Here is a 24,801-nt window from a genome sequence, read left to right as displayed (position 1 = left end):
ATGGCCCGACACGCACAGTGTTCGGGCCATTGTTGTTTTGTGAGGTCGCGATGTATTTTCTCAGACCGTTGACAGCGGTAACCCTTGCCGCGCTTCTGCCAGCAGCCGCCTTTGCCACGTCGTTTGATGGTCTCTACAAACCTGCGGGCACCGACTACTGGACCTGCGATCCCGAACGTATTGGCGAAGACCGCCACGCCGTTGCCATTCAGGGTGACAAACTATTTGGTGTGGAAAATACCTGCACACTGACAAATGCTGTGCCTGTTCGCGAAATGAATGCCACGCTTTATGATGCCAAATGCGCTGCAGAAGGCGCGACCTACGCCTACCGCATCATCCTCATGCGGCACGCAAACGGCGTTTATGTGATCGAAGACGGCTTTGCGTCAGAATGGCTCAATTGCCCATGAAAACATGCACCACCCCGCACGGGAAATGTTGATATCACACGCATTTTAGGAGGTTCAGTGGTGAGCCGTGTAGGATTCGAACCTACGACCCACTGATTAAAAGTCAGTTGCTCTACCAACTGAGCTAACGGCCCACTCTGTCTGTGGAGCGCTAACTATGCTGTGTGCGCAGAGGGGTCAACCCGATTCTCAAGAAAAAATGCACACCACTGGAATCCGATCTTCAACGGGCGTATATGCGCCCAATGAACACACGCGCGAACACCTCTTTGGCCTTCATGAAAATGCATGGTCTCGGCAACGATTTTGTCGTTGTGGACGCGCGTGCGCGTTCGTTTGACCTGACCCAAAATCAGATCACCGCCATTGCCCACCGGCAAAAAGGTGTGGGATTTGACCAACTTGCCGTGATTGAAACCAGCACGGACGCGGATGCGCACTTGGTGTTTTACAACGCTGATGGCTCCACCTCCGCGGCTTGCGGCAATGCCACCCGCTGTATTGCGCGGTATCTGATGGACGAAACCGGCACCGACTCACTCACGCTGACCACAGATCGCGGAACCCTTTATGCCCGCGACGCAGGCAACGATCTGACGTCCGTGAACATGGGCCAGCCGCAACTTGCCTGGCACGAAGTGCCTTTGGCTCGCGAAATGGACACGCTGGAATTGCCCATCGACGGTGCACCCACGGCCACTGGCATGGGCAACCCGCACTGCACGTTCTTTGTCGCTGACGCCGAAGCCGTGGACCTGTCTGTCTTTGGCGCGACGCACGAACACCACGTACTTTATCCTGAACGCACCAATGTGCAGGTCGCACAGGTCGTTGGTGACAACCACATCCGCATGCGCGTTTGGGAACGCGGTGTCGGCATTACGCTGGCCTCCGGCTCCTCAAGCTGCGCCACCGCCGTCGCCGCACACCGTCGTGGCCTGACAGGGCGCAAGGTGCAAATCGACCTCGACGGCGGCACCATCTGGATCGACTGGCGCGACGACGGCGTCTGGATGACCGGCAAAACCGAGCACGTCATGAGCGGTGAATTCACCACCGCCTTTCTGGAGCGGGCAAAATGACCGCTGCTCCGCCTAAATTCACCACGCTGGGGTGCCGCCTGAATTCCTATGAATCAGAGGCGATGAAAGACATGGCGCAATCCGCGGGTCTGGAGAACGCGGTGATCGTGAACACCTGCGCCGTCACTGCCGAGGCCGTGCGCAAGTCCCGTCAGGAAATCCGCCGCCTGCGCCGTGAAAACCCCGACGCCAACATAATTGTCACCGGCTGTGCCGCACAGGTGGAACCGGAAACCTTTGCCGCCATGGACGAGGTCGACAAGGTTGTTGGCAACACCGAGAAAATGCAGCCCGACACTTGGGCCGGCATCGCAAAGGGGCCGGATTTCATCGGCCAGACCGAAAAGGTGATGGTTGATGACATCATGTCCGTCACCGAGACCGCCGGCCATCTGATCGACGGCTTCGGCACCCGCTCGCGCGCCTATGTGCAGGTGCAAAACGGCTGTGACCACCGCTGCACCTTCTGCATCATCCCCTACGGCCGCGGAAACTCGCGCTCGGTGCCAGCAGGCGTTGTGGTCGATCAGATCAAACGGCTCGTAGACAAAGGCTTCAACGAAGTTGTGCTGACCGGCGTTGACCTCACCTCTTGGGGCGCCGACCTGCCCGCCACGCCGAAACTCGGCGATCTGGTGATGCGAATCCTGAAACTGGTGCCCGACCTGCCACGCCTGCGGATCAGCTCGATCGACAGCATCGAGGTGGATGAAAACCTGATGATGGCAATCGCCACCGAACCGCGCTTGATGCCGCATCTACATCTCAGCTTGCAACACGGCGACGACCTGATCCTAAAGCGCATGAAGCGTCGCCACCTGCGCGATGACGCAATCCGCTTCTGCGAAGACGCTAAAAAACTGCGCCCCGATATGACCTATGGCGCGGACATCATTGCAGGGTTCCCGACCGAAACCGACGCGCATTTTGAGAACTCGTTGAAACTGGTAGAAGACTGCGACCTGACATGGCTGCACGTTTTCCCCTATTCAAAGCGCGAAGGCACACCGGCCGCGAAGATCCCGACGCAGGTGAACGGCAAAATCATCAAAGAGCGCGCCGCGCGCCTGCGGGCGGCGGGTGAGGTACAGGTCTCTGCGCATCTGAAGACGCAATTGGGAAAAACCCATCACATTCTGATGGAAAACCCACATATGGGCCGCACCGAGCAATTCACCGAAGTGACGTTTGACACCCCGCAGAACGAGGGCGCCATCGTGACCGCGCCCATTCTCGACCTGCGCGGCACTCAGCTCGTGGCGTGAATTTTCTTCAGGTCCGGCTGGGGCATCATCCCCAGCCTCCCAAATTATTTGAGGAACAAAAGAGACCATGATGCCGATCCTCTACAGCTTTCGCCGCTGCCCCTATGCGATGCGGGCGCGACTGGCCGTATCGGTGTCAGGGATTGCGGTCGAGCTGCGCGAGGTCGTTTTACGAGACAAGGCTCCGGCCTTTCTTGAGGTGTCGCCCAGCGCAACGGTGCCGTGTTTGCAGCACGATGACAGGGTGATCGACGAAAGCCTCGACGTGATGATTTGGGCCCTAGAACAAAACGATCCCGAAGGCTGGCTTACCATGCCAAAGGCGGGACATGCCCTGATAGCGGAGGCCGACGGCCCCTTCAAACAGGCCTTGGACCGCACCAAGTATCACACCCGTTATCCGGATCACGATCGCGAAGACAGCCGCGCTGCGGCCATGGCCTTTTTGGCCCAGTTGGAGCCGCAGCTTGCCAAGGGTCACTTGTTTGGTGCGCGTGTCAGCCTTGCCGACATGGCGATCCTGCCGTTTGTGCGCCAGTTCGCATTTATCGACAAAGCCCGTTTTGACGCCGACGCGGGACCGCATCTGGCGGGCTGGGTGGACACCTTCCTCGTAAGCGACCTGTTCGCCACCATCATGCCAAAGCTGCCGAAATGGGCCGAAGGGGATGCGCCCACAATTCTCAAAGACACCATCACGCAGCCGTAGTCAGCGCGACGCAGGGGACGCCTTTGAATCAGCATCGCTTAAGACCACCATCAGCATTTGCGTGTTGCCTTGCGCCTTTGTCCGCTGCACCATCCTGCCGACTTGACCAAAGGCCTTGCGATGCACCCCAATCCCGCCTTCAGAGGCACCGAAACAGCACACAATCTTGTCTTCGCCCGCGAGCGGGGCTTTGGCGTTCTGGCGCTGTCTGCTGAGCAAGCGCCACTGATTTCCCACGTTCCGTTCCTGCTCACCGAGGACGGCGCTGTCGCCGACCTGCATCTGGTGCGCTCCAACCCGATGGCACGGGCCCTAAGCGAGCCAATGCCAGCCCGCCTCGTCGTTTCGGGACCTGACAGCTATGTCAGCCCGGACTGGTACGAAATCGACGATCAGGTGCCGACTTGGAACTATGTCGCGGTGCATCTGACCGGCACGCTTGCGCCATTGCCGCAAGATGACTTGCCTGATCTGCTGGATCGTCTTTCCGCGCATTTTGAGGCACAGCTACTGCCCAAATCCCCGTGGACACGAGACAAAATGGATGCCGAGGCGTTCCATCGCATGCTGCGGATGATTCAACCCTTCCGCCTGCATATCGAGGATGTGCAGGGCACTTGGAAACTAGGTCAAAACAAACCGAGCGAGGCGCGCCATGCCGCCGCGCGCCACATGGCCACACAGTCGGTTGGCAGCCACACCGCCGAACTTGCCGCGCTGATGCAATCGTCCTTTTCAGATCCCACCAAGGAATAAACCATGTCCCGTCTGCAACTGATCCATTCCCCTGCCTCGCCCTTTGTCCGCAAGGTCCGCGTGACCCTCGCGGAAACAGAGCAAACCGACGACGTCGACCTTGTGCGGGTGCATACCACTGCGCTCTCCACCGCGGACGAGGCCGCTGCCGCCAACCCGCTTGGCAAAATTCCCGCGCTTGTGCGTCCCGATGGTCCTGCGATCTACGACAGCCGCGTGATCTGCCGCTATCTGGTGGCGCGTGCCGGCGCCGATCTATATCCCGAAGACCGGCTTTGGGATGTTCTGACACTCGAAGCCACCGCCGACGGTATCCTCGAGTCCGCAGTGCTTATTGTATATGAAAAGCGCCTGCGTCCTGCCGAAATCGTCTTTGACGATTGGCTCGAGGCGCAATGGGGCAAAGTCGCCGGTGCCCTAGATGCGCTCAATGACCGCTGGATGAGCCATCTGCACGGCCCGCTGGATATGGGACAGATCGCGGTGGGCTGTGCGCTTGGCTATCTTGATTTTCGCCATGGAGACCGCGACTGGCGGAGTGGCCGTGAAGCGCTTGCCACATGGTTTGAGGACTTCGCCACACGTGAAAGCATGATCACGACAACGCCAAGTGACTGATCGCGTGGGGTGTTCGGCCCCTGCACGCCTTGACAACGCCATTTAATTCACGACTCAAACAAAATACTTTGCAGCGGCGTAAAAATCCACTACGCCTAAGCCTGTCAGGCGCAAACCTTGCGTCCTGACTTTGCTTTGGTCGTGGCTAAGGGGTTACTGCGTCCAAAGGGGACTCCGGTGGCGAAGCGTCACAAACGCCTCACCACCGGAGTTCATTCTATTCCGCCGCAACCGGCGTTTCGGCCTTCTCCACACGCACCGCGGAGAATTTGAACTCGGGGATTTTGCCATAGGGATCGAGCGCTGCATTGGTCAGGATGTTCGCCGCCGCCTCGACATAAGCAAAAGGCAGGAACACGTTGTCCGGCGCCACCGCGCGGTCTGCACGCGCCATCACCGTGACCGTACCGCGACGGGTCGACAACGCAATATAGCCACCCGGTTCCACGCCCAACTTGCGCAGGGTCGACGGATGCAGAGAACAGTTCGCCTCCGGTTCCAACGCATCCAACGTGCTGGCACGGCGTGTCATCGACCCTGTGTGCCAGTGCTCCAACTGACGTCCTGTGATCAGCACAAAAGGATAGTCCGCGTCCGGGGTTTCATCCGGCGGAATGACGGACGCAGGCGTAAACCGAGCACGGTTGTTGTCCCGAGGAAAGCCGTCACCAAACACAATCGCCTGACCGGGGTCTTCGGGTGAAAGCGACGGATAGGTCACCGCCTCGCCCTCAAGCCGCTCCCATGTGATGTTATCGAGCGAGCCCATGTTGAGCTTCATCTCCGCAAACACCTCTTTGGGATGGGTGTAGGACCAATTCAGGCCCAGCCGCTTGGCAAGTTCGACCTCAATCCACCAGTCTTCTTTGGCCTCCCCCGGAGGCGCCGTGACCGGCCGCCCCATCTGCACCTGACGGTTGGTGTTGGTCACGGTGCCGGACTTTTCATACCAAGCCGAGCTTGGCAGGATCACATCCGCATAGTTCGCGGTTTCGGTCAGGAAGATGTCCTGCACCACCAGATGCTCCAGCTTAGCCAAAGCGGCGCGAGCGTGATCGACATCGGGATCCGACATCGCCGGGTTTTCGCCCAGAATATACATGCCCTTGATGTCGCCATCATGGATCGCATGCATGATCTCCACCACGGTCAGACCCTTCTGGCTGGAGAAGTCCTCCGACTGCCAGACATCGGTGAATGCCGAGCGCACACCGTCATCCATCACAGACTGATAGTCCGGCAGGAACATCGGGATCAGGCCCGCATCCGACGCGCCCTGTACGTTGTTTTGCCCGCGCAGCGGGTGCAGACCCGCACCCGGCTTACCGACATTGCCAGTCATCAGCGCCAACGAGATCAGGCAACGCGCATTGTCGGTGCCGTGGATGTGCTGAGACACACCCATACCCCAGAAAATCATGCCCGCTTTGCCCTTGGCAAAGGTCCGCGCCGCATCGCGCAGCAGCTCCGGCTCAATGCCACAGATCGGCTCCATTGCCTCGGGACTGAAGTCCTTCAGATGCGCCTTCATCTCCTCCCAGTTCTCGGTGAACTGGCTGATGTAGGCCTCGTCATAAAGCTCTTCTTCGACGATCACATGCATGATCGCGTTGAGCATCGACACATCCGCGCCTGGCTTGAACTGCAACTTGTGGCTCGCATGCCGCCCAAGGCCCACGCCGCGTGGATCACAGACAATCAGCTTGCCGCCGCGTTTGGCGAACTGCTTGAAGTAGGTCGCCGCCACAGGGTGGTTCTCGATGGGGTTACAGCCAATCGCAATCGCCACATCGGCGTTCTCGATCTCGTTGAACGTCGCAGTCACCGCGCCGGAGCCCACGTTCTCCAACAACGCCGCCACAGAGGACGCATGGCAAAGACGCGTACAGTGGTCGACATTGTTGTGGCCAAACCCCTGACGGATCAGTTTCTGGAACAGATAGGCTTCCTCGTTGGAGCACTTCGCAGAGCCAAATCCGGCAATGTTCGTGCCTTTTTCCGCGCGCAAACGCGCCATGCCACCGGCGGCAAAGTCCAACGCCTCATCCCACGATGCTTCGCGGAAATGCGTCATCAGATTACCCGGATCGACGTTCAACCCCTTCGCCGGCGCGTCTTCGCGGCGGATCAGCGGTTTTGTCAGGCGATGCGGGTGGTCGATATAATCAAACCCGAACCGGCCTTTGACACACAGGCGGTTTTCGTTCGCCGGCCCGTCTATGCCTTCGACATATTTGATCTTGTCGTCTTTGACCTTGAAACTGATCTGGCAGCCCACACCGCAATAGGGGCAGACGCTTTTCACTTCTCGATCATAGTCCGAGCTGTCCCCCGCGCCGGTTTCATCCACCACGGTCGCCGGCATCAAAGCGCCGGTCGGGCAGGCTTGGACACATTCACCACAAGCCACACAGGAGGAGGCGCCCATGGCGTCATCCTGGTCGAACACGATCTTGGCTGTGTTGTTGCGCCCGCTCATGCCGATCACATCATTGACCTGCACCTCGCGGCAGGCCCGCACACAGAGATTACAGTGGATGCAGGCATCAAGATTGACACTCATCGCCACGTGGCTGTTGTCCAACAGCGGTACGCGTTCGGCTTCCTTGGCCGGAAAGCGGCTTTCCTCAACACCGGCGCTTTCGGCCATGTTCCAGAAATGGCTGGACGCGTCGTGCTTGACCTCGGGCTGATCCGCCACCAACAGCTCAAGAACCATCTCACGCGCCTTGGTGGCCCGTTCGCTCTCGGTCTTCACAACCATGCCGTCAGAGGCCTCGCGGATACAAGACGCCACCAGCGTCCGCTCGCCTTCGACCTCGACCATACAAGCGCGGCAATTGCCGTCGGGGCGGTATCCTTTCGCCGGCTTGTGGCACAGGTGCGGAATCACAAACCCCTTACCGTTCGCAGCGTCCCAAATTGTTGTGCCCTCGGGCACGGTTACGTCTTCACCGTTCAGCGAAAAAGTCACCATATCAATGCGTGCTCCGTCAGCCATCACACTTCCTCCCCGAAATGCTTCATCACCAACCTGATCGGGTTTGGTGCCGCTTGGCCCAATCCACAGATCGAGGCATCGCTCATCACCTGACATAGATCTTCAAGCAACGGCTGATCCCAGCTGTCCGCCTGCATCAGCTTCACCGCCTTCTCGCAACCGGTCCGACACGGCGTACACTGACCACAGCTTTCGTCTTCAAAGAACCGCAGCATATTGAGGGCCGCCTCTTTCGCGCTGTCCTTATCCGACAGGACCACAACTGCGGCCGAGCCAATAAACGTGCCATGCGGCTGCAGGGTGTCGAAATCCAACGGCACATCATTCAGCGACGCAGGCAAAAGCCCAGACGACGGTCCACCCGGTTGATACGCTTTGAACTCATGCCCGTCGACCATCCCTCCGGCGGCCTCGATCACGTCAAGAATCGTCGACCCAGCCGGCAACAAATAGACGCTCGGATGTTTCACGCGGCCCGACACAGAGTAGTTGCGCAATCCGGTGCGGCCGTTCTTCTCAACGGAATTCAGGACTTCCGGACCGAACCGCGCGATCCGCGCCACCCAATAAAGCGACTCGACGTTGTGCACGAGCGTCGGTTTTCCAAAGACCCCCACCTGCGCCACAAACGGTGGGCGGTGGCGCGGCAAACCACGCTTGCCTTCAATTGACTCGATCATGGCGCTCTCTTCGCCACAGATATATGCGCCAGCCCCTCGGCGGACGTCGATATAGTCTTCCGAAACGATCCCCTCGGCGACGAGCTTTGCAATCTCACGATGCAAAATCCGGATCACGCCCGGATTTTCGTCGCGCATGTACACAAAACAGGTCTCAGCTTCGACGGCCCATGCCGCAATCAACATCCCCTCAAGGAACATATGCGGGTTGCGCTCAAGGTGATGACGGTCCTTGAACGTGCCAGGTTCGCCCTCATCGCCGTTCACCGCCAAAAACCGCGGTCCCGGGTTGGCTCGCACAAAGCCCCATTTTGTGCCCGACGGGAAACCCGCACCGCCGAGGCCGCGCAGGCCCGCTTCGCTGATCATCGCCTGAAGCTCTTCCCAATCGCCATGCTCGCGCAACTGCTTAAGCATGCGATATCCGCCGTCAGCCTTGTATTCAGCCAAACCCTGATAGTCAGGCACCACAGGATGCACTTCACCCGCATGCAATGCGGCGACGACCTTTTCGTCCGTGGCGTGTCCAATATGATTGTGCCCCAGCTCAACCACCGGCGCGGTATCACACCGCCCCATACAAGGCGCACGCACAACCCGCACGTCTTTGGGATCAACGCCATCTTTCAGTGCCTGCGCCAGTTGATCGGCACCAGCCAACTCGCAAGACAATGATTCGCACACCCGAATGGTCAACGCAGGCGGAGGTGTCTCACCATCTCGCACCACATCAAAATGCGCATAGAAGGTCGCAACTTCATAAATTTCGGCCTGAGCCAGTCGCATCTCTTCGGCCAGCGCCCGAATGTGGGCAGCGGACAAATGCCCATAGGCATCTTGAATCAAATGCAAAAATTCAATCAGCAGGTCACGCCGACGCGGGGTGTCCCCCAACAACGCCTGAACGTCGCTCAGCGCCTGATCATCCACCTGCCGCCCTTTCGGGGTGCGGCGGGACTTTCCGGTGCCTTTTTTCTTCCAAACGCCTTTTTGATCGTCGAGTGGTGCCATCTTAACCTCCCTGCAAGATAGGAAAGCGTCGCATCACCGAAACGAATAATCAATCAAGCAAAATTTAATTTACCATAACTAAAAGTTATCAAGAAACATCCGACAGCCCCAACACCCGCCGCAAAGCTTCAACCGTGGACAAACCGGGATCTCTGTGGGGCGACACAAGGCTCACATCTTTGGCGACCTCCGGCTCCTCAAGGGCCAAAGACACAAGGTCTGCGTTCACACCAAACGCCTCTGCCAAACCTTCGGGCACCACGGTCGCCGCCATGCCATTGGCCGCCATCACCATCGCAGACGTGAATTCGCCCGTTTCCGCAACCACTTCGGGCACCACACCTGCTTCGCGAAAGACCAAGTCGAGAATCCGCCGGTTCTGCATCCCCGGCTCCAATAGAGCCAAAGGCACCTCGGCTGCCTCCGCCCAACTGGCCCGTCCTTTGTCGCGCGGCGCAATCGCCTTTGGCGCCAAAAGCAGATAGCGCTCGTCATAAAGATGCTCGACCCGCATCAGATCGGGCGCGACCCCTTCTCCATAGGTGATCCCCGCATCGTAGAGGCCGTTTTCCAGACCTTGTTGAATTGCCAGCGAACTCGCCGCCTGCAAACGCACAGTGATTCCCGGATGACTGTTCCTTAGCCGTTGAACCACACCAGCCGCATAGGCCACCGCTGTCGGCACAACACCCAAAGCCAATTGCCCCGTGATTTCTCCGCCCGCCGAACGGAACTCCTCTTCCAGAAGCTTCACCCCGTCCATAATCTTGCGCGCATGGCGCACAAGCGCCTCACCTTCTGGCGTGAACCCCTGAAACCGGTTGCCCCGCTTCACGACTGCTGCGTCCAGACGCTCCTCCATCTTGCGGATTCGCATGGAAAACGCCGGCTGGGACACGCCACATTCCTCCGCCGCCCGCGCAAAATGCCGGTGTCGGGCCAACGACGACAGAAACTCCAGATCTTTGAGGCTAATCACAGAGGCGGCTCCTTCAACACTGCTTCACGTGTCTACCCCACGGCGTGCCTTCGGACCAGAACCGACGACATCCCCCTCAGACGATTCGCCTCTGCACCATCTACCGTGCCAAGACGCCGCCCTAAATTGCGCCTGCAAACCTGTGTGAAGGGCAAATTTGTCAAGGCACCAAGCGCGACAGAGGGACGCGACATGCAAAGACAGGCGAATGTTCGCTGGACGGGTGGCATCCCCTTCGTTAAATAGCGGCGGGGAGAGGCTGCGGGACACCGTGGCCCAGAGCATATTGGCCGCTTGCCGGCTGAATAATTGGAGAGAACCTCGTGTCCCACGCAGAAGATCACGAAGGCACCCGGAGAGACTTTCTCTACTACGCCACAGCTGGCGCAGGTGCAGTGACCGCAGGTGCCGCCGCATGGCCCCTCGTCAACCAGATGAACCCATCCGCCGATGTGCGCGCGCTGTCGTCGATTCGCGTCGACATTTCCGGCGTCGAGCAGGGCACCCAGCTGACCGTCAAATGGCTCGGCAAACCGGTATTCATCCGCCGCCGCACACAGGCAGAGATTGACGAAGCCCGCGCCGTGACGCTCGAAGAGCTGACCATCGACAAAGCAAGCGAAAACGCCAACAAGCCCGGAACCGACGCGATGGATGAAAACCGCGCGATGGACGAGGCCGGCGAATGGCTGGTGATGATTGGTGTCTGTACCCACCTCGGCTGCGTGCCGCTGGGCGACGGCTCTGGCGAGTTCAACGGCTGGTTCTGCCCCTGCCACGGTTCGCACTATGATACCTCCGGTCGGATCCGCAAAGGTCCGGCGCCTGAAAACCTTCACGTTCCGGTTGCCCGCTTTGAGGGCACTGAACTGGTACTCGGATAAGGAACGCGAAAATGTCTGGTATTCCTCACGATCACTACGAACCCAAAAGCAAGGGTGCAAAGTGGATTGAATCGCGTCTGCCGATCATCGGTCTGTTGTATGACACCCTGATGATCCCGACCCCCAAGAACCTCAACTGGATGTGGATCTGGGGCATCGTTCTGACTTTCTGTCTGGCGCTGCAAATTGTCACCGGCATCATTCTGGTGATGCACTACACCCCGCACGTTGACCTTGCGTTCGCTTCGGTAGAACACATCATGCGTAACGTGAACGGCGGTGCCATGATCCGCTATCTGCATATGAACGGCGCATCGTTGTTCTTCTTTGCGGTCTACATCCACATTTTCCGCGGTCTCTACTACGGCTCCTATAAGGCCCCGCGCGAAATCACGTGGATCGTCGGCATGATCATCTATCTCCTGATGATGGCAACCGGCTTCATGGGCTACGTACTGCCTTGGGGTCAGATGTCCTTCTGGGGCGCGACCGTGATCACCGGCCTGTTTGGCGCCATCCCCTTTGTTGGCGAAGCGCTGCAGACCTTCCTGCTTGGCGGACCTGCGGTGGACAACGCTACCCTCAACCGCTTCTTCTCGCTGCACTATCTGCTGCCCTTCGTGATCGCCGCTTTGGTTGTGATCCACATCTGGGCCTTCCACACCACGGGCAACAACAACCCGACAGGTGTTGATGTACGTCGCGGCTCCAAGGAAGAAGCCAAGAAAGACACCCTGCCATTCTGGCCTTACTTCGTGATCAAGGACCTGTTCGCACTGTCCCTGATCTTGGTGATCTTCTTCGCAGTTGTCGGCTTCATGCCGAACTACCTCGGCCACCCCGATAACTACATCGAAGCCAACGCTCTGGCCACGCCAGCACACATCGTGCCCGAATGGTACTTCCTGCCGTTCTACGCAATCTTGCGCGCCTTCACCTCCGAGGTTTGGGTTGTGATCTTCGCAAGCTGGATCACCGGCGGCATCATCGACGCAAAATTCTTCGGGGTTCTGGCGATGTTTGCAGCGATCATCGTGATGGCTCTGGTGCCTTGGCTTGACACCTCGCGTGTCCGCTCTGGCCGCTATCGCCCGATGTTCAAGTGGTGGTTCGCTCTGCTGATAGTCGACTTCATCGCTCTGATGTGGCTCGGCGCAATGCCCGCAGAAGAACCCTATGCAACTTTCTCGTTGATCGCATCGGCCTATTGGTTCGGCTACTTCCTCATCATCCTGCCGATCTTGGGTGTGATCGAAAAGCCGACAACACCGCCGGCCACCATCGAGGAAGATTTCGAAGCTCACTACGGCAAACCTGCCGAACCTGCTGAATAAGAAGGACAACAGCCATGCTTAAGAAGCTTAGCATTATCGCTCTCGCGGCCCTGTCCCTCACGGCAGGAGGCGCATTTGCCGCCGGCGGCGCTGGCCACATTCACGACACCAAGTTCTCGTTCGAAGGTCCGTTTGGCACCTTCGATCAGAACCAGCTGCAACGTGGCCTTCAGGTCTACACCGAGATTTGCTCCGCATGTCACGGTCTGCGCTATGTACCGCTGCGTACTCTGGCTGATGAAGGTGGCCCCCACCTGCCCGAAGATCAGGTACGCGCCTATGCGGCACAGTTCGACATCTATGATGAAGAGCTCGAAGATGACCGTCCCCGTAAGGTGACAGACTTCTTCCCGATGAGCGGCATCGCAGAAGCCCCTGACCTGTCGCTGATGGCCAAGGCCCGCGCCGGTTTCCACGGTCCCTATGGCACTGGTATCAACCAGCTGTTCAAAGGCATGGGTGGACCTGAGTACATCGTATCGCTTTTGGACGGTTACACCGGCGAAGAGAAAGAAGAAGCGGGCACAACATTCTATGAGAACACCGCCTTCCCTGGTGGCTGGATCTCAATGGCACCGCCTCTCTACGGTGAAGACGTTGAATATGCAGACGGCCACTCCAATAGCCTGCACCACGAGGCAGAAGATGTCGCAGCCTTCCTGATGTGGGCCGCGGAACCCAAGATGATGGCCCGCAAACAGGCTGGCTTCGTGGGCGTGTTCTTCCTGTCCCTGCTGACTGTTCTTCTCTACCTGACGAACAAAAAGCTCTGGGCGCCGGTCAAAGGCAAAAAGCTCAACCTCTGAGCTTAATCCGGACTTAAAGACTTCAAAGCCCCGCAGGTGTCACCGGCGGGGCTTTTCTTTGGTACCGAGGCGTCGTCAGCGCTGAGGCATCGCTGATAGGTCTGTCACCTCTGGCGTGACACCTGCCAACGTCAACATCGCATGAACCTGCCCGCGATGATGGGTCTGGTGATTGAAAAACTGCGCCGCACAAAGCGATTTGGACATCTCAAGTCGCGGTGAGCCGTCCGGTGGATACCATCTGACCACCCCTGCCAGATCGTTCTCGTTCAGTCCTTCTGCCCAACGTTCGATGTCGCGATCCCGTGCCGCCCGCAACGCAACAAAATCCGCCCACTGAGCTGGCTCGCTTAGATTGTGAACGATGGTGTCATGCGGCCGCTCGTTGCCCTCAATGCGCGCCAGGATCAGCGCGTCAGCCCAATACAGGTGGTTGAGTGTCCCCGCGATCGACCCAAAGAATGCGCCCCGATCACGCCAACGCTCAGCCTGAGTCAATTGACTGGCAGCGGCCACAAGAGACGAGTTTTGCCATCGGTTGTAGCGGGCAAACAAATGACAATACGCGGCGGTAATCATGCCGGGATCTCCTGAACAAGAATAGTGACTGTAAGCGCACCGACGTAATACCGACGCGATACCGACGTAGTGCCGACACCCTTAATCAAGCCAGATTTGCACCCTGTCAGAATGGCCTTCGGCATCAATCACAGTGAGCGTTGACGCGCCTTTTTCCACCATCGGCAGTGCAAATTCGTGGCGCCGGATACCAGTGGCTACAGGCAGTCCATTGGCAAGAACAGTAAAGGGCTGAACCCCATGCTTTATCTTGATCACGACCCCCTCCCCGCTGTCCACGAGCCGCGCTCCGCTTGGTGGAAAAGCCAGTGCAAGTTGGTCTTTGGGGGCCTCAAACACCGCAGATCGACCCCTAAATTTCCTAAGCGGTTCAGGCAGTTGCGCGTTGGACAACATAATTGTCTCAGGCGGTGGTGGACCGAGAGGTGCCAACTCCGGCTTGATGTGCTGGAACACATCAAACAAAACCGGCGCAGCGATATCCGCCCCAAACGCCCCCGGTACCGGCGTGCCGTCCGGCCGACCAATCCAAACACCGGCCACGTGCTGTCCGTCAAAACCAATCGCCCAGGTATCGCGATGCCCATAGCTGGTCCCTGTTTTATACGCCAACCGGTTCCGCGGCGCCCCTGCCGGGGGGCGGATACCCGAGAGGATATGTCCAAGATGCCAAGCGGCTGATCTGCTCATAAGACGTTGTGAGTGATCACTTTTTTCACCCTGTCGCCAAAAGATCTCCACCGACTTTCCACCCCGTGCAATTCCCGCATAAAGCTGCACCAGCTCCTTCAAAGACACCCCAACACCACCAAGGGACACCGCCAATCCGGCCGTCCCCCCCGGCAGCTTTGGCGCGGCTCCGGATCGTTGTAGCGCGGCCATCAAATTGGCCGGTCCCAACTCATCGGTGAGCACCACAACCGGAATGTTCAAAGACAATGAAAGCGCCTCGGATACACGCACATCTCCGCGAAATTGACCGTCAAAATTCTGTGGCGCATAGGAACCGAACGATACGGGGGCATCACGGATCATGGTTTCCGGATGGACCAACCCCTGGTCAAAAGACAGACCATAAATCAGAGGCTTAAGGGTCGACCCCGGAGATCTTTTGGCAACGGTCATATCCACGAAACCCTGCCGCTGACCATCTCTCAAAAACCCGGCAGACCCCAAGGACGCCAAAACTTCACCGGTTTCGTGGTTCGCCACCAAAATCGCAATTGAAAGCTTGTGACCCAGCCCTCGCACCGTTTGCTCCGCCAAGCGTTCCAAGCTGCCTTGAAGGCTCTCATCAAGTGTAAGATCGTGGCGCCTGTGGTCCGGCGCCTCTGCCAATGCACGGTCCGAAAGGTGTGGCGAATTGTTTGGGAATCCACGCTTTTGGCTTGGCAATGGCTCGCTCAAGGCCGCCTCCACATCACCCGCGCCCAAAACATCCGCCGCCGCCGCGCGCCTCAGAACCCGCTCCCTCGCCGTCGCGGCCCGCTGGGAATGCCTGTCCGGTCGTCGTGCGTTGGGGCTCTGTGGCAACGCCACCAATAGAGCCGCCTGAGCGGGGGTCAAACGCTTCGGCTCTTTCCCAAACCACGCCAGCGTCGCGGCTCTGATGCCTTCGATATTACCGCCAAACGGCGCGTGGGTAAGGTAGAGAGTGAGGATCTCGTTCTTGGTCAGCCCGCGCTCCATTGCCAACGCCAGCCGGATTTGCCGCAGTTTGCCTGCCCATTCGCCAGTTCCCGAGTTTTCAAGCAGGCGGGCAACCTGCATCGTGAGGGTCGATCCGCCGGACACGATTTCGCGCTGTGCCAAGGCGTGGGCTGCGGCCCGCAGCAACGCGCGAACGTCTACTCCGGAGTGCTCAAAAAACCGTTTGTCTTCATAGGCCAAGAGCATCTCAACATAAGTCGGATCCACATCCTGAACCCTCGCGCCCAGCCGCCAGATCCCGTCCTCCACCGTATACGCGCGCAACAGACCGCCCTGCCGCCCGCGCACCTCTATCGAGGTATCTGACACGAGGCTCGGCAAGTCTGTTTGGTCGATCCATTGATCCACCCCGTCCCGCGCCGCTGCAGCCAGCAGCAACACGGCGACGAGGAAAATGGGCCACGCCCTACGCATCAATCAAGCACGACCAACTGTCCGGCGTCTGTATTGGCGCGGTATTGCGGCCTGTACATATCTTCAACCGAAGCCGCAGGATGATGATAGGTGCCAGAGGACACTGCACGCACCACATAGGCCAAGCGGAACGGCTTATCCGACCGCCAATCCACAGCCGCCAAAAACCGGTCTGAACGGAATTCGGTGGACTCTGCCCATGTGGTTTCCAACCAGTCGAGTTCCTTTACGTCCCCACTTTCCAACAAATTGGGATTGTCGATCTCAAACCCAGCCGGCAGCGGGTCATTGATCATCAATCGCGCGCCGCCGCTATCAAACGGATCCACTGTGATCACCGTTACAAACCGATCGCCCGATTGCACCTCGGACGAGGTCATAGGTGTGCCATCCATCGCAAAGTACTCACGCGACAGCGCATAGCCATATCCGCGCGCGACGACTGGATAGCTGGGAACGCCAATGGCTGTGACCGTCACGTTCTGTTGAACCGCCTTTTTGTTGAGAACAGTGGCCGGCGAGAGATCAATGTCATCCTCAACCCGTCGCAACAGGGAGCCGCTCAACGGGACCCCATCCACATGCAGACCACTGTCGCTCTCATCTTCGATCAACGCATGCGCCGCCATCAAAGACCAAACGTTTTCCTGCGTTGACAGGCTTTGACCCGAAGCGGCCACCCGCGTTGCCAAGGCATTGATGTCTACAGCCTCGCTTCCAGCCTCCATTGCCAGAGTCAGAAGGCCCGCCGCATCCCGCAGGTTAGTGCCATAGTCCGCCCGCCAGACTTGAGCCTGTTCGATTGTCGTCTGCTTTTCCACCATCCGCGCTGCCGTTCGGAACATGGCATCTGCCCGGGTCTGATCTCCATAGTACGCGAGTGCAGCACCTATTTGCGCCGCCGCCAATGGCGTTGCAAAAGCTTCGGATTTCACGTCGGCATAGTAGCGCAGATCCCCCATTGCAGCGGCGCCTTCCCGTGCCAAAACCAACAAGGCATAAGCAATATCTTCGCCGCCCTTGTCAAAATCCGGCGCATAGTTCACGCGGTTGCGCAGGTTGTCCATCGCTTGACGGAACGCCAGATTCGGCACGTCGAAGCCTTTGGATTTGGCCCGAGACAGAAAATCACTCACGTAGGCATCCAGCCAGAAATCACCGCTTTCGGCTCGCCACAGCCCGAATGCGCCATTGCTTGCCTGACGGGTCAGTACCTTGGACACCGCCTGATCCACACGTACTTGTATTTTGTCCCGCGGCGTGAGGCCCAGCGCGTCGGAAACACCGCTGAAATACAAAAGCGGCAACGCCTGCGACGTTACCTGTTCGGTACAGCCGTAGGGGTAGCGATCCAAAGCCTGTAGCAATCCGGGCGCATCGAATTTGGCCAGAGCACCAGATGAAATCACCGCCGAGCCTGTTCCCGGTCGCATCTCCGAGAAGAGATCGGCACCAATCGTGAGCGAGTCACCCGAGGCCAAAGTGATCTGGCGGGTTTCACTTACCTCGGGGTCATTGGCCCGTACAGGAAGCATCAGGGTTTTCACCAATTGCTTGCCGTCCGGAGTGGTGAGAGCGATGCGAATTGTGTGATCCCCAACGTCGCCCGCCACAACGGGTAATGACACGCGTTCTGTGCCATTCTCAACAACGGACACGCCGCTTGGAACCGCTTCGGCAAGCGTCACGCCCTCCGCTACAACGTCAAGGCCCATCCGGCCTGCAGGTCCTTCTGCATGCACGATCTCCAGCAACAGGCGCGATCGATCGCCAGGTGCGAGGAAGCGCGGCAAACTCGCTGTGACCACCACCGGATCGCGGACAAAAACGTCCCGCTCCGCCTGACCAACACCGGTTGCCGACCACGCCACCGCCATCAAGCGTACGGTGCCATTGAACTCCGGCATATCAAAGGTCAGGTTGGCCGTGCCGTCTTCTCCGACCTCAACCGGCCCGCTGAAATATGCGACCAACTCTTCTGTTGGAGGTGGAGAGTCAAACCCCGTTCCGGCCGTTGCATCGCCTCCGGAGCGCAATGCCCCCATGTTGCCGTTCATGCCGTCGATCAGCCGCCCATACACATCACGGATTTCCATGCCGAGACGCCGCTGACCGAAATAGTGCTCGGACGGGTTCGGGCTTTGGAAACGCGTCAGATTGAGGATACCAACATCAACTGCCGCAACCGTCACAAAGGCGGTTTCGCCCGCCCTGACGCCTGAAACGTTTACAGACAGGTCGAGAGGCCCTCTTGGGGAAACTTTCTCCGCGGCTTCGATTGCCACAGAAAGATGCTTCTCTCCTGGATCAACTTTGGCATACGACAAACCCAGCGCGCGCGCCGGATTTTGAGCGGCAGGTTCGTCCGAAGGACGGATGACCGATGCTGTGACATAAGCCCCTGCGCCCCATTCATCTGTGACATCCAGCGGAATGAGGTTTTCTCCCTCGTTCACTTCTACCGCTTTCATCGAAATCAAACGGTTGGACATAACCGATACAAGTGCCGTTCCCGCATAGCGTGGCACGATGCGGACAACGGCGGTTTCACCACTGTGATATCCGTCTTTATCCAGCGACAGTTCAAGTGTGTCTGGCGTGTCTGAGGCGTCAGCGGGCGCATACCAGCCGGCATAGAATTCCGATGAACTGGCGACATGATCGCCTCCCACCTGTTCAACAACAACCTCGTAACGCCCCCATTCCACAGGGGCTTCGATTGCAATGGGATCGTCACCAAGCGTAAGTTCGCCGCTGGCCACGCGGGTGCGACGTGTTGTGGGCTCCCACTCCCAATCACCATAAAGTTGATACCACTGATATGTGGTGCGCACACGGTTGACCGTCCACTGTACTTTCATGTTTGTCGGTTCCAGCTCGGCATCAAGCGCGATGATTTGAAACCGGGCACTGGTGCCTTCCGCCACCACATCTTCAAACATTGGTTTGACGCCGATCATGGACCCAGCCGCGGCCACCGGGTGGGTCAAGGTGCGTTCTACCGGACGGCCGGATCCTTCAAGCACCCGCACTTTGATGTCTGCTTGCAATGGACGGCCTTCCGCCACTTGGTCCGGCAACGGCAAAAAGACGTCCGCGAGACCATTTGCGTCTGTGACTTCGCCACCGAAATACTCTGTGCTGGCATAAAACGGTTTGTCGTGCCAGCCAAAGCTATACCCGTCGAAACCCGCCACATCCTTGCGCGGTTTTAGGCGGAGCTCGCCTTCGATATCCAAATCCGAACCCGGTGCGCCAAACAGATAACGCGCGGCCACTTTGAGTGGCGGCATATTGGCCGAGTCCAGTGGCGCATTCGGCAACGTCAGGTCGAAATCGATGCGCTCGGGCAGAAAATCTTCCACGAGGACCTTTCTGGTCGCCAAGGCAGGCGCATCCAGATCAGTTTTGAAACTGATCCGCCAAGCCCCGCGGGGCACGCTTGCGCCCAATGGCAGAGAAAACACATGCCCTCCGGCGGCGTCCCGCATCGAGATATGTCGGGCATATTCCACGCCATCGGGTCGGGTCAGGATTGCCGTGACCGGCAGGCCGGGCAGAGCTTGTGCGACATCGCCCCGTGTTAGAGCCGTCACGTGAATGGTTTCGCCAGCACGATAGGCCCCTCGGTCGGTGGTCACGAAAAGATCGATTGGCGGTGCTGGCTGACGCCCTTCAACTCCGCGGTCTGACAAGTCGAACGCAGGATCCGTCAGCGACAGGAAGGAGAAGTCATCCCCAGCTTCGACCAAAACCAAAGCCGGTGCTGCTCCGCCAGACCCACGTGTCAATCCGGCATCAAAACGCGCGTAGCCTTCAGCATCACTATCCACGGTGCCCAATACACGATTTGCGCGGCTCAGAAGCGTTACCTTGGCGCCTTCCCATGCACTGGCATCACTCAAATGGCGTACAAACACATGGAGGCCGTCGACCCCGCTCAGGCTGGTCATGCCAATGTCTGACAAGATGAACCACTGGGTGCTTGATGTCTCGTCATACACATCGGCCCCCGGCAAATCGGCGGTCAGCGCATAGACACCCGTTGGTTGATCCTTCAGAGCTTCACCAATCGGCAAACGCGTGGTCATTGTCTGGTTCAGGGTGTTCTGTACATCGCCGGACCCGGTCCACACGGTTTCTGCCACGTCCCTATTGAAGTCCTCGAACTGCCAATAACTCAGTGGCTTCCCAAAATAGCTGTCTTGTATTGCGCGCAGCAGATTGCGGTCGCTGACCCGTTGAAGGGTCAAATCCACCTGATCGAGATTCACTGTCTCGATAGGCAAACCCGCGGCACTGGTGCGTGGTAAGACATAAGCCCGTCCAGCGAACCCGACGCTCGGGCTGCGGTCACGCACATAGGCAGTGATGGCAATATCCTTGATTAGGGATTCGCCGCTATCGGCGGGCAGGCCCTGCCGGAAAGTGACCGTGACGCGCTGGCCATGAGTCAGACCTTCAACACAAAGTTGGCTGCCCTCTGCCTGCACCGCCAGCCGGGCATCCGGAAGTTTCACATAGGGTGCGTAGTCCACACCGGATTTCACCAACGGTTCATTGAATTCCACACAAAGACGAGGGTCCGCCAGATCGTTTTCCACTTTGTGCTCGGTGATGCGGAAGCCGTACTTCCCAATGGCGTCATCCAGCGCGGACACCACGTCTGATCGCGGTTGGATTGTTTCTGCCAGACGCAGGGCTTGCAGCATGTTGCGACCCCGATTGCGCTGTTCAAGCCGTTCCGACAAAGTGAGCAGCGCTGTCACACGCTCACCATCGGTGCTGGCACGAAGATAGGCATTTATGGACGCAATGAAAGCCCGATCGCGATAACGACGGGTTTCTGCGGATGTCTCTCCTTCGATGGTCCCGTTGAGACGCGCATATTCCACCCAGAGATCGCTGGTATCAGCCTTGCTGAGTGCGCCACCTGTCCACCGCATTGCACTTGTCAGCTCGTGTTTTGCACGCCGGTCCGATGCGGCTACCAGCATTTCTTCGACACTCCACGGACCTGCCGCGTGAGTACGCCCGATATTGAGAGCTTGTTCCTTGGCGCGGCGCAGATCGGACGCGCCCAGAAACCCGATCTCGTCGGCACGCACCGCAGCTAGCTCCGGTGCGCCGGCGTTTGCGGTCAGAACTTCGCCGGACAACGCGCCTTCGTACGGCTGCTTGTCGGTGATCCCACCCTTGGGAAAGCAGGCATTGGAACGCGAGTTGAATGTAAAAGCTGCGCAGTCATGATTCGCGAGGCAGGCATTCACACATGCCTCATAGGTTGTGTCGAAAATATTCTGCAGATCCGACCCGTAGAAATCGAGATCGCGGCTTACAACGATGCGGCGATCGGGAATATTGGATTGCTCTGCAATCGCCAACACTCCATGAAAAGCAAATGAAACAAAACTGATAAATGAAATCGCGAGCCGGCGCATAGGTCTCTCCTGCTGAAAGCATCGGAATGGTGGCACGGGTGCGTGGACCAATGCAACGATTCCACCTTTATGACTTGGCTTAAGTTGATGTTCATCTCCTGCCACCAGAATGCCGGCAACCCAACTCCGAGTCTGAGGTCGCACGCATGTCGCTTGCTCAAAAAATTTCAGATGAACGTCGCGCCAGATTGGCCGCGGAGCAACTGCTCGAACTGAAGCAAGCGGAACTCCTGTCCTTAAAGGAACGCTGGGGCGCAAAATCGCAAAAACTTGCCAATGAAATCCACGAAGTCCGCGCCGACTATAAGGTCGTGCTTCGAGAAACCCGGCAACTGAAGACCGCCGCAGAAACAGCGGGCTATCGCGCCGATCAAGCGGAGCAGCGTTTGTGGAACTCTATTGGCGCTGTGCGAGACGGTTTCGCATTCTTCAATGCCAAAGGCGAAATGGTCGGGGCAAATCCCACGTATCTGTCGTTCTTTAAGAATACTGACCTGATCAAACCCGGCATCCATATGGACGATATTTTCGAACATGCGTTTGATGACGGTGTAATTGATTTGGGCGGCGAAAGCGCCAACAAGCTGCGTCAGGATCTCAAGCAAACAATGTTGGACGACAACGCGGAGCCTGTTTTAGTGAAGCTTTGGAACGGCCAATTTGCGCAAATATCCATGAAAACCGGCGACAACGGCGACCGCATCAGCCTGATCATGGATGTGACCGATGCCGTTACCTATGAGGCCTCTTTGCGGGCAGCCTTGGAAGCTGCGGATGCAGCCCAGCGTGCAAAATCGGCCTTCCTAGCCAATATGAGCCACGAAATCCGCACGCCGATGAACGGGCTCGTCGGCATGGCTGACCTCCTTATGGAAACAGAACTTAGCGAGGAACAACGTCTCTTCGCGGCAACTATCAAAAGCTCTGGCGAAGCCTTAATGTCAGTGATCAACGACGTTTTGGATTATTCGAAAATTGGTGCGGGCGAGCTTGCAATCCGGCAGGAAGCCTTTGATCTGGAACGTTGTATCCACGAAGTCATCGCAATGCTGCAAATTCCTGCGCGGGAACGTGGGTTGGAGTTGTCGGTCGACTATGACCTGTTCTTGCCAACCGAGTTTGTTGGCGACCCTGCCCGAGTGCGGCAGGTGCTTACCAAATTGATCGAGAACGCGATCAAATTTACCCATGAAGGGCACGTATTGGTCCGAGTCGTGGGCGTCATCGTGAACGAAGGTGAAAAAACCGTTGTGCATGTCACCGTACAGGATACGGGGATTGGCATTCACGAAGAGCAGTTGGATCATATCTTTGGCGAGTTTACTCAAGTCGATGAGCAACAAAACCGCGCCTTCGAAGGCACAGGTCTAGGGCTTGCCATAACGCGGGAGCTGATTCACCGGATGGGCGGTGAAATCTGGGTCGACAGCGTGGTCGGAGAAGGCACATCCTTTGGCTTCCGACTGGCGTTGCCCGTGCATGAAAACTGCGATCAAATTCCGACCCCACTGCCCACGCACGTGGAGAAAATCCTCGTAGCATCAGATATTGCGATCAACTGTGATCTGCTCAAAAAACAGCTGGAGCAACTCGGTGCCCGAGTGACGATCTGTGGAGAGGGGCATCAGGTTCTGACCTTTGCGCAAGATGCCGATTTGATCGTTGTTGATCACGGTGCGGGCCATTTGGACGCGCTGGAGGTGACACGGGCGTTGCAAGAGCAAAATCTGAGCGTGCCTGTCATTTTCATGACCGGTGATGAATCCGTCCGATCCAAAGCGCAAGAATTGGAAATTGTAGCCGCTGTTGTTCGCAAACCGATTTCGCGTCACGCGCTCTGTTGCTGTATTGAAAAGGCTGCGGGGGGTGATCTGCCCGTGAATGTGGCGCCGGCAGCATCTGCAATCCGCCGGATGCGTGTGCTCTCCGCAGAAGACAACAAAACCAATAGGCTGGTTCTTCAAAAACTGCTTCGGCCGCTCGATTTGGATCTCGATTTTGCCTACAATGGCGTGGAAGTTCTCGAAAAATATCGCGAAACACCGCCGGATTTGATCCTGATGGACATTTCTATGCCCGAAATGGATGGCAAGGAAGCCACCCGCAGAATCCGCGAAATTGAGAGAGAGACCGAGCGCCATACGCCCATCATCGCTTTGACGGCCTTGGCCGGAGAAGGCGAGGAAGAGGCCATACTCGATGCTGGTTTGGACATCTACCTAACCAAACCAGTACGCAGGGCTGAGGTATTTGGCGTGATCTCTGATGCGCGCCCGAGCGATGTGACGAACCCCTTCACCGGCGAAGGCACACCAGATCTCATTTCTCAACTTTCGGGATAATCTCTTAGGAAAACCCAACGGTCGCCCTCTGACATGTCCGGCTGAAAACTATATCCGCCGTAGTCAAAGTCCTTCGCTCCATCGGCGCTCGTAATCCGGTTCTGGATGACAAACCGCGCCATAGACCCCCGCGCCTTCTTGGCAAAGAACGACACGATTTTGGCCTCTCCGTTTCTTTCCTCCATAAACACAGGCGTCACGACCCGCAGCTTAAGCGCTTTAAGGTCCACCGCGCCAAAATACTCCTGACTTGCACAGTTCAGGAGTGTGTCGGTGTCAACAGCTGCAGCCTGATCTTTCAAAGCTTTGGCCGGACCATCGCGCCAGTAGTCATACAATGACTTGCCGCGACGGGTTTTCAGGCGGCTTCCCATCTCGAGGCGATAAGGCTGAATCGCATCACAGGGACGAAGGACTCCGTACAACCCCGACAGAATTCGCAGGTGGTCCTGCGCAAAGCCCATCTCGTCAGCATCCAAACTGCCGGCATCCAATCCGGTGTATGTGTCACCGGCAAAAGCATACACCGCAGGTCTGGTGATCTCGGCGTCCGGTGCATCGGAAAATGCCTTGAACCGATCGCGGTTGAGCTTTGCTAGATCAGGACTCAGGTCCATAAGTTTGCGCAGATCACCAAGCGTCAAATTACGCATCGTCTTTGCCAATCTGATGGCGTCCTCCTGAAACTCGGGTTGCGTGATCGGGCCATCTACAGCGTCCCAATTCAGGCGTTTGGCCGGAGAAATCACAGTCAGCATCGGTGGTTCCTTTTCCTTG

At 57.8% G+C, this 24,801-nt stretch carries 17 protein-coding genes and 1 tRNA gene; 10 read left to right on the top strand and 8 right to left on the bottom strand.

Annotated elements, in window-relative coordinates; genetic code table 11:
- The first annotated feature begins 50 nt into the window (after positions 1-50).
- A complete protein-coding gene (locus BM069_RS08950; protein ID WP_093323082.1) occupies positions 51-413 on the top strand; it encodes a hypothetical protein in 363 nt (120 codons plus the stop codon).
- A 58-nt stretch (positions 414-471) separates the two neighbouring features.
- Here the strand turns inward: BM069_RS08950 and BM069_RS08945 are convergent.
- Positions 472-547 (bottom strand) — tRNA-Lys (locus tag BM069_RS08945).
- Positions 548-649: 102 nt separating this feature from the next.
- Here BM069_RS08945 and dapF point away from each other — a divergent pair.
- From dapF to BM069_RS08920, 5 genes are all read left to right on the top strand, one after another.
- Positions 650-1,495 carry a diaminopimelate epimerase gene (gene dapF / locus BM069_RS08940; protein ID WP_093323080.1) on the top strand — a complete coding sequence of 282 codons (846 nt, stop codon included), beginning with the start codon at positions 650-652 and terminating at the stop codon, positions 1,493-1,495.
- Positions 1,492-2,760, top strand: a complete 1,269-nt coding sequence (mtaB, locus tag BM069_RS08935) for a tRNA (N(6)-L-threonylcarbamoyladenosine(37)-C(2))-methylthiotransferase MtaB (RefSeq protein WP_093323078.1) — start codon at positions 1,492-1,494, stop codon at positions 2,758-2,760. The genes dapF and mtaB overlap by 4 nt, the downstream gene beginning before the upstream one ends.
- A 67-nt stretch (positions 2,761-2,827) precedes the next feature.
- Positions 2,828-3,469, top strand: coding sequence for a glutathione S-transferase (locus BM069_RS08930; protein WP_093323077.1), 642 nt, complete (start codon positions 2,828-2,830; stop codon positions 3,467-3,469).
- A gap of 120 nt (positions 3,470-3,589) precedes the next feature.
- Complete coding sequence (locus BM069_RS08925; protein WP_093323545.1) at positions 3,590-4,225, top strand: FMN-binding negative transcriptional regulator; 636 nt, start codon at positions 3,590-3,592, stop codon at positions 4,223-4,225.
- A gap of 12 nt (positions 4,226-4,237) precedes the next feature.
- Positions 4,238-4,843 (top strand): glutathione S-transferase, encoded by a 606-nt coding sequence (locus BM069_RS08920; RefSeq protein ID WP_093323544.1) that lies wholly within the window; start codon positions 4,238-4,240, stop codon positions 4,841-4,843.
- A 217-nt stretch (positions 4,844-5,060) separates the two neighbouring features.
- On the opposite strand, the gene fdhF is transcribed toward BM069_RS08920, so the two are convergent.
- The 3 genes from fdhF to BM069_RS08905 form a co-directional block, all read right to left on the bottom strand.
- Positions 5,061-7,844 (bottom strand): formate dehydrogenase subunit alpha, encoded by a 2,784-nt coding sequence (gene fdhF, locus BM069_RS08915; RefSeq protein WP_093323075.1) that lies wholly within the window; start codon positions 7,842-7,844, stop codon positions 5,061-5,063.
- The gene (locus BM069_RS08910) at positions 7,844-9,535 is read right to left on the bottom strand and encodes an NAD(P)H-dependent oxidoreductase subunit E (protein ID WP_093323074.1); all 1,692 of its coding nucleotides are present in this window, start codon (positions 9,533-9,535) and stop codon (positions 7,844-7,846) included. The genes fdhF and BM069_RS08910 overlap by 1 nt, the downstream gene beginning before the upstream one ends.
- Positions 9,536-9,623: 88 nt before the next feature.
- A complete protein-coding gene (locus BM069_RS08905) occupies positions 9,624-10,514 on the bottom strand; it encodes a LysR family transcriptional regulator (RefSeq protein ID WP_093323072.1) in 891 nt (296 codons plus the stop codon).
- Between the two features lie 323 nt (positions 10,515-10,837).
- Here BM069_RS08905 and petA point away from each other — a divergent pair, with 323 nt between their 5' ends.
- The 3 genes from petA to BM069_RS08890 are packed head-to-tail and all read left to right on the top strand — an operon-like array spanning position 10,838 to position 13,538.
- On the top strand, positions 10,838-11,398 hold the full coding sequence (gene petA, locus BM069_RS08900; RefSeq protein ID WP_093323071.1) for a ubiquinol-cytochrome c reductase iron-sulfur subunit: 561 nt from the start codon (positions 10,838-10,840) through the stop codon (positions 11,396-11,398).
- Positions 11,399-11,409: 11 nt separating this feature from the next.
- Complete coding sequence (petB, locus tag BM069_RS08895; protein WP_093323069.1) at positions 11,410-12,732, top strand: cytochrome b; 1,323 nt, start codon at positions 11,410-11,412, stop codon at positions 12,730-12,732.
- Between the two features lie 14 nt (positions 12,733-12,746).
- The gene (locus BM069_RS08890) at positions 12,747-13,538 is read left to right on the top strand and encodes a cytochrome c1 (protein WP_093323068.1); all 792 of its coding nucleotides are present in this window, start codon (positions 12,747-12,749) and stop codon (positions 13,536-13,538) included.
- A 75-nt stretch (positions 13,539-13,613) separates the two neighbouring features.
- Here the strand turns inward: BM069_RS08890 and BM069_RS08885 are convergent, their stop codons facing one another.
- The 3 genes from BM069_RS08885 to BM069_RS08875 form a co-directional block, all read right to left on the bottom strand.
- Positions 13,614-14,117: a DinB family protein gene (locus tag BM069_RS08885; RefSeq protein ID WP_093323066.1), complete on the bottom strand. Its 504-nt coding sequence runs from the start codon at positions 14,115-14,117 to the stop codon at positions 13,614-13,616.
- Between the two features lie 81 nt (positions 14,118-14,198).
- A complete protein-coding gene (gene pbpC / locus BM069_RS08880) occupies positions 14,199-16,241 on the bottom strand; it encodes a penicillin-binding protein 1C (protein WP_093323065.1) in 2,043 nt (680 codons plus the stop codon).
- The gene (locus BM069_RS08875) at positions 16,241-21,682 is read right to left on the bottom strand and encodes an alpha-2-macroglobulin family protein (RefSeq protein ID WP_093323064.1); all 5,442 of its coding nucleotides are present in this window, start codon (positions 21,680-21,682) and stop codon (positions 16,241-16,243) included. The genes pbpC and BM069_RS08875 overlap by 1 nt, the downstream gene beginning before the upstream one ends.
- A 146-nt stretch (positions 21,683-21,828) precedes the next feature.
- Between BM069_RS08875 and BM069_RS08870 the strand changes: the two genes are divergently transcribed.
- Positions 21,829-24,024, top strand: coding sequence for a response regulator (locus tag BM069_RS08870; RefSeq protein ID WP_093323062.1), 2,196 nt, complete (start codon positions 21,829-21,831; stop codon positions 24,022-24,024).
- On the opposite strand, the gene yaaA is transcribed toward BM069_RS08870, so the two are convergent.
- On the bottom strand, positions 24,009-24,782 hold the full coding sequence (yaaA, locus tag BM069_RS08865; protein ID WP_093323061.1) for a peroxide stress protein YaaA: 774 nt from the start codon (positions 24,780-24,782) through the stop codon (positions 24,009-24,011). The two genes, BM069_RS08870 and yaaA, sit on opposite strands and share 16 nt — an antisense overlap.
- Positions 24,783-24,801 lie beyond the last annotated feature (19 nt).

This window comes from Shimia haliotis (assembly GCF_900114415.1).
In the GTDB taxonomy this organism is placed as follows: domain Bacteria; phylum Pseudomonadota; class Alphaproteobacteria; order Rhodobacterales; family Rhodobacteraceae; genus Shimia; species Shimia haliotis.
Note: the sequence above shows the minus strand (reverse complement) of the source record. Positions and strands in the feature narration are given on the sequence as shown.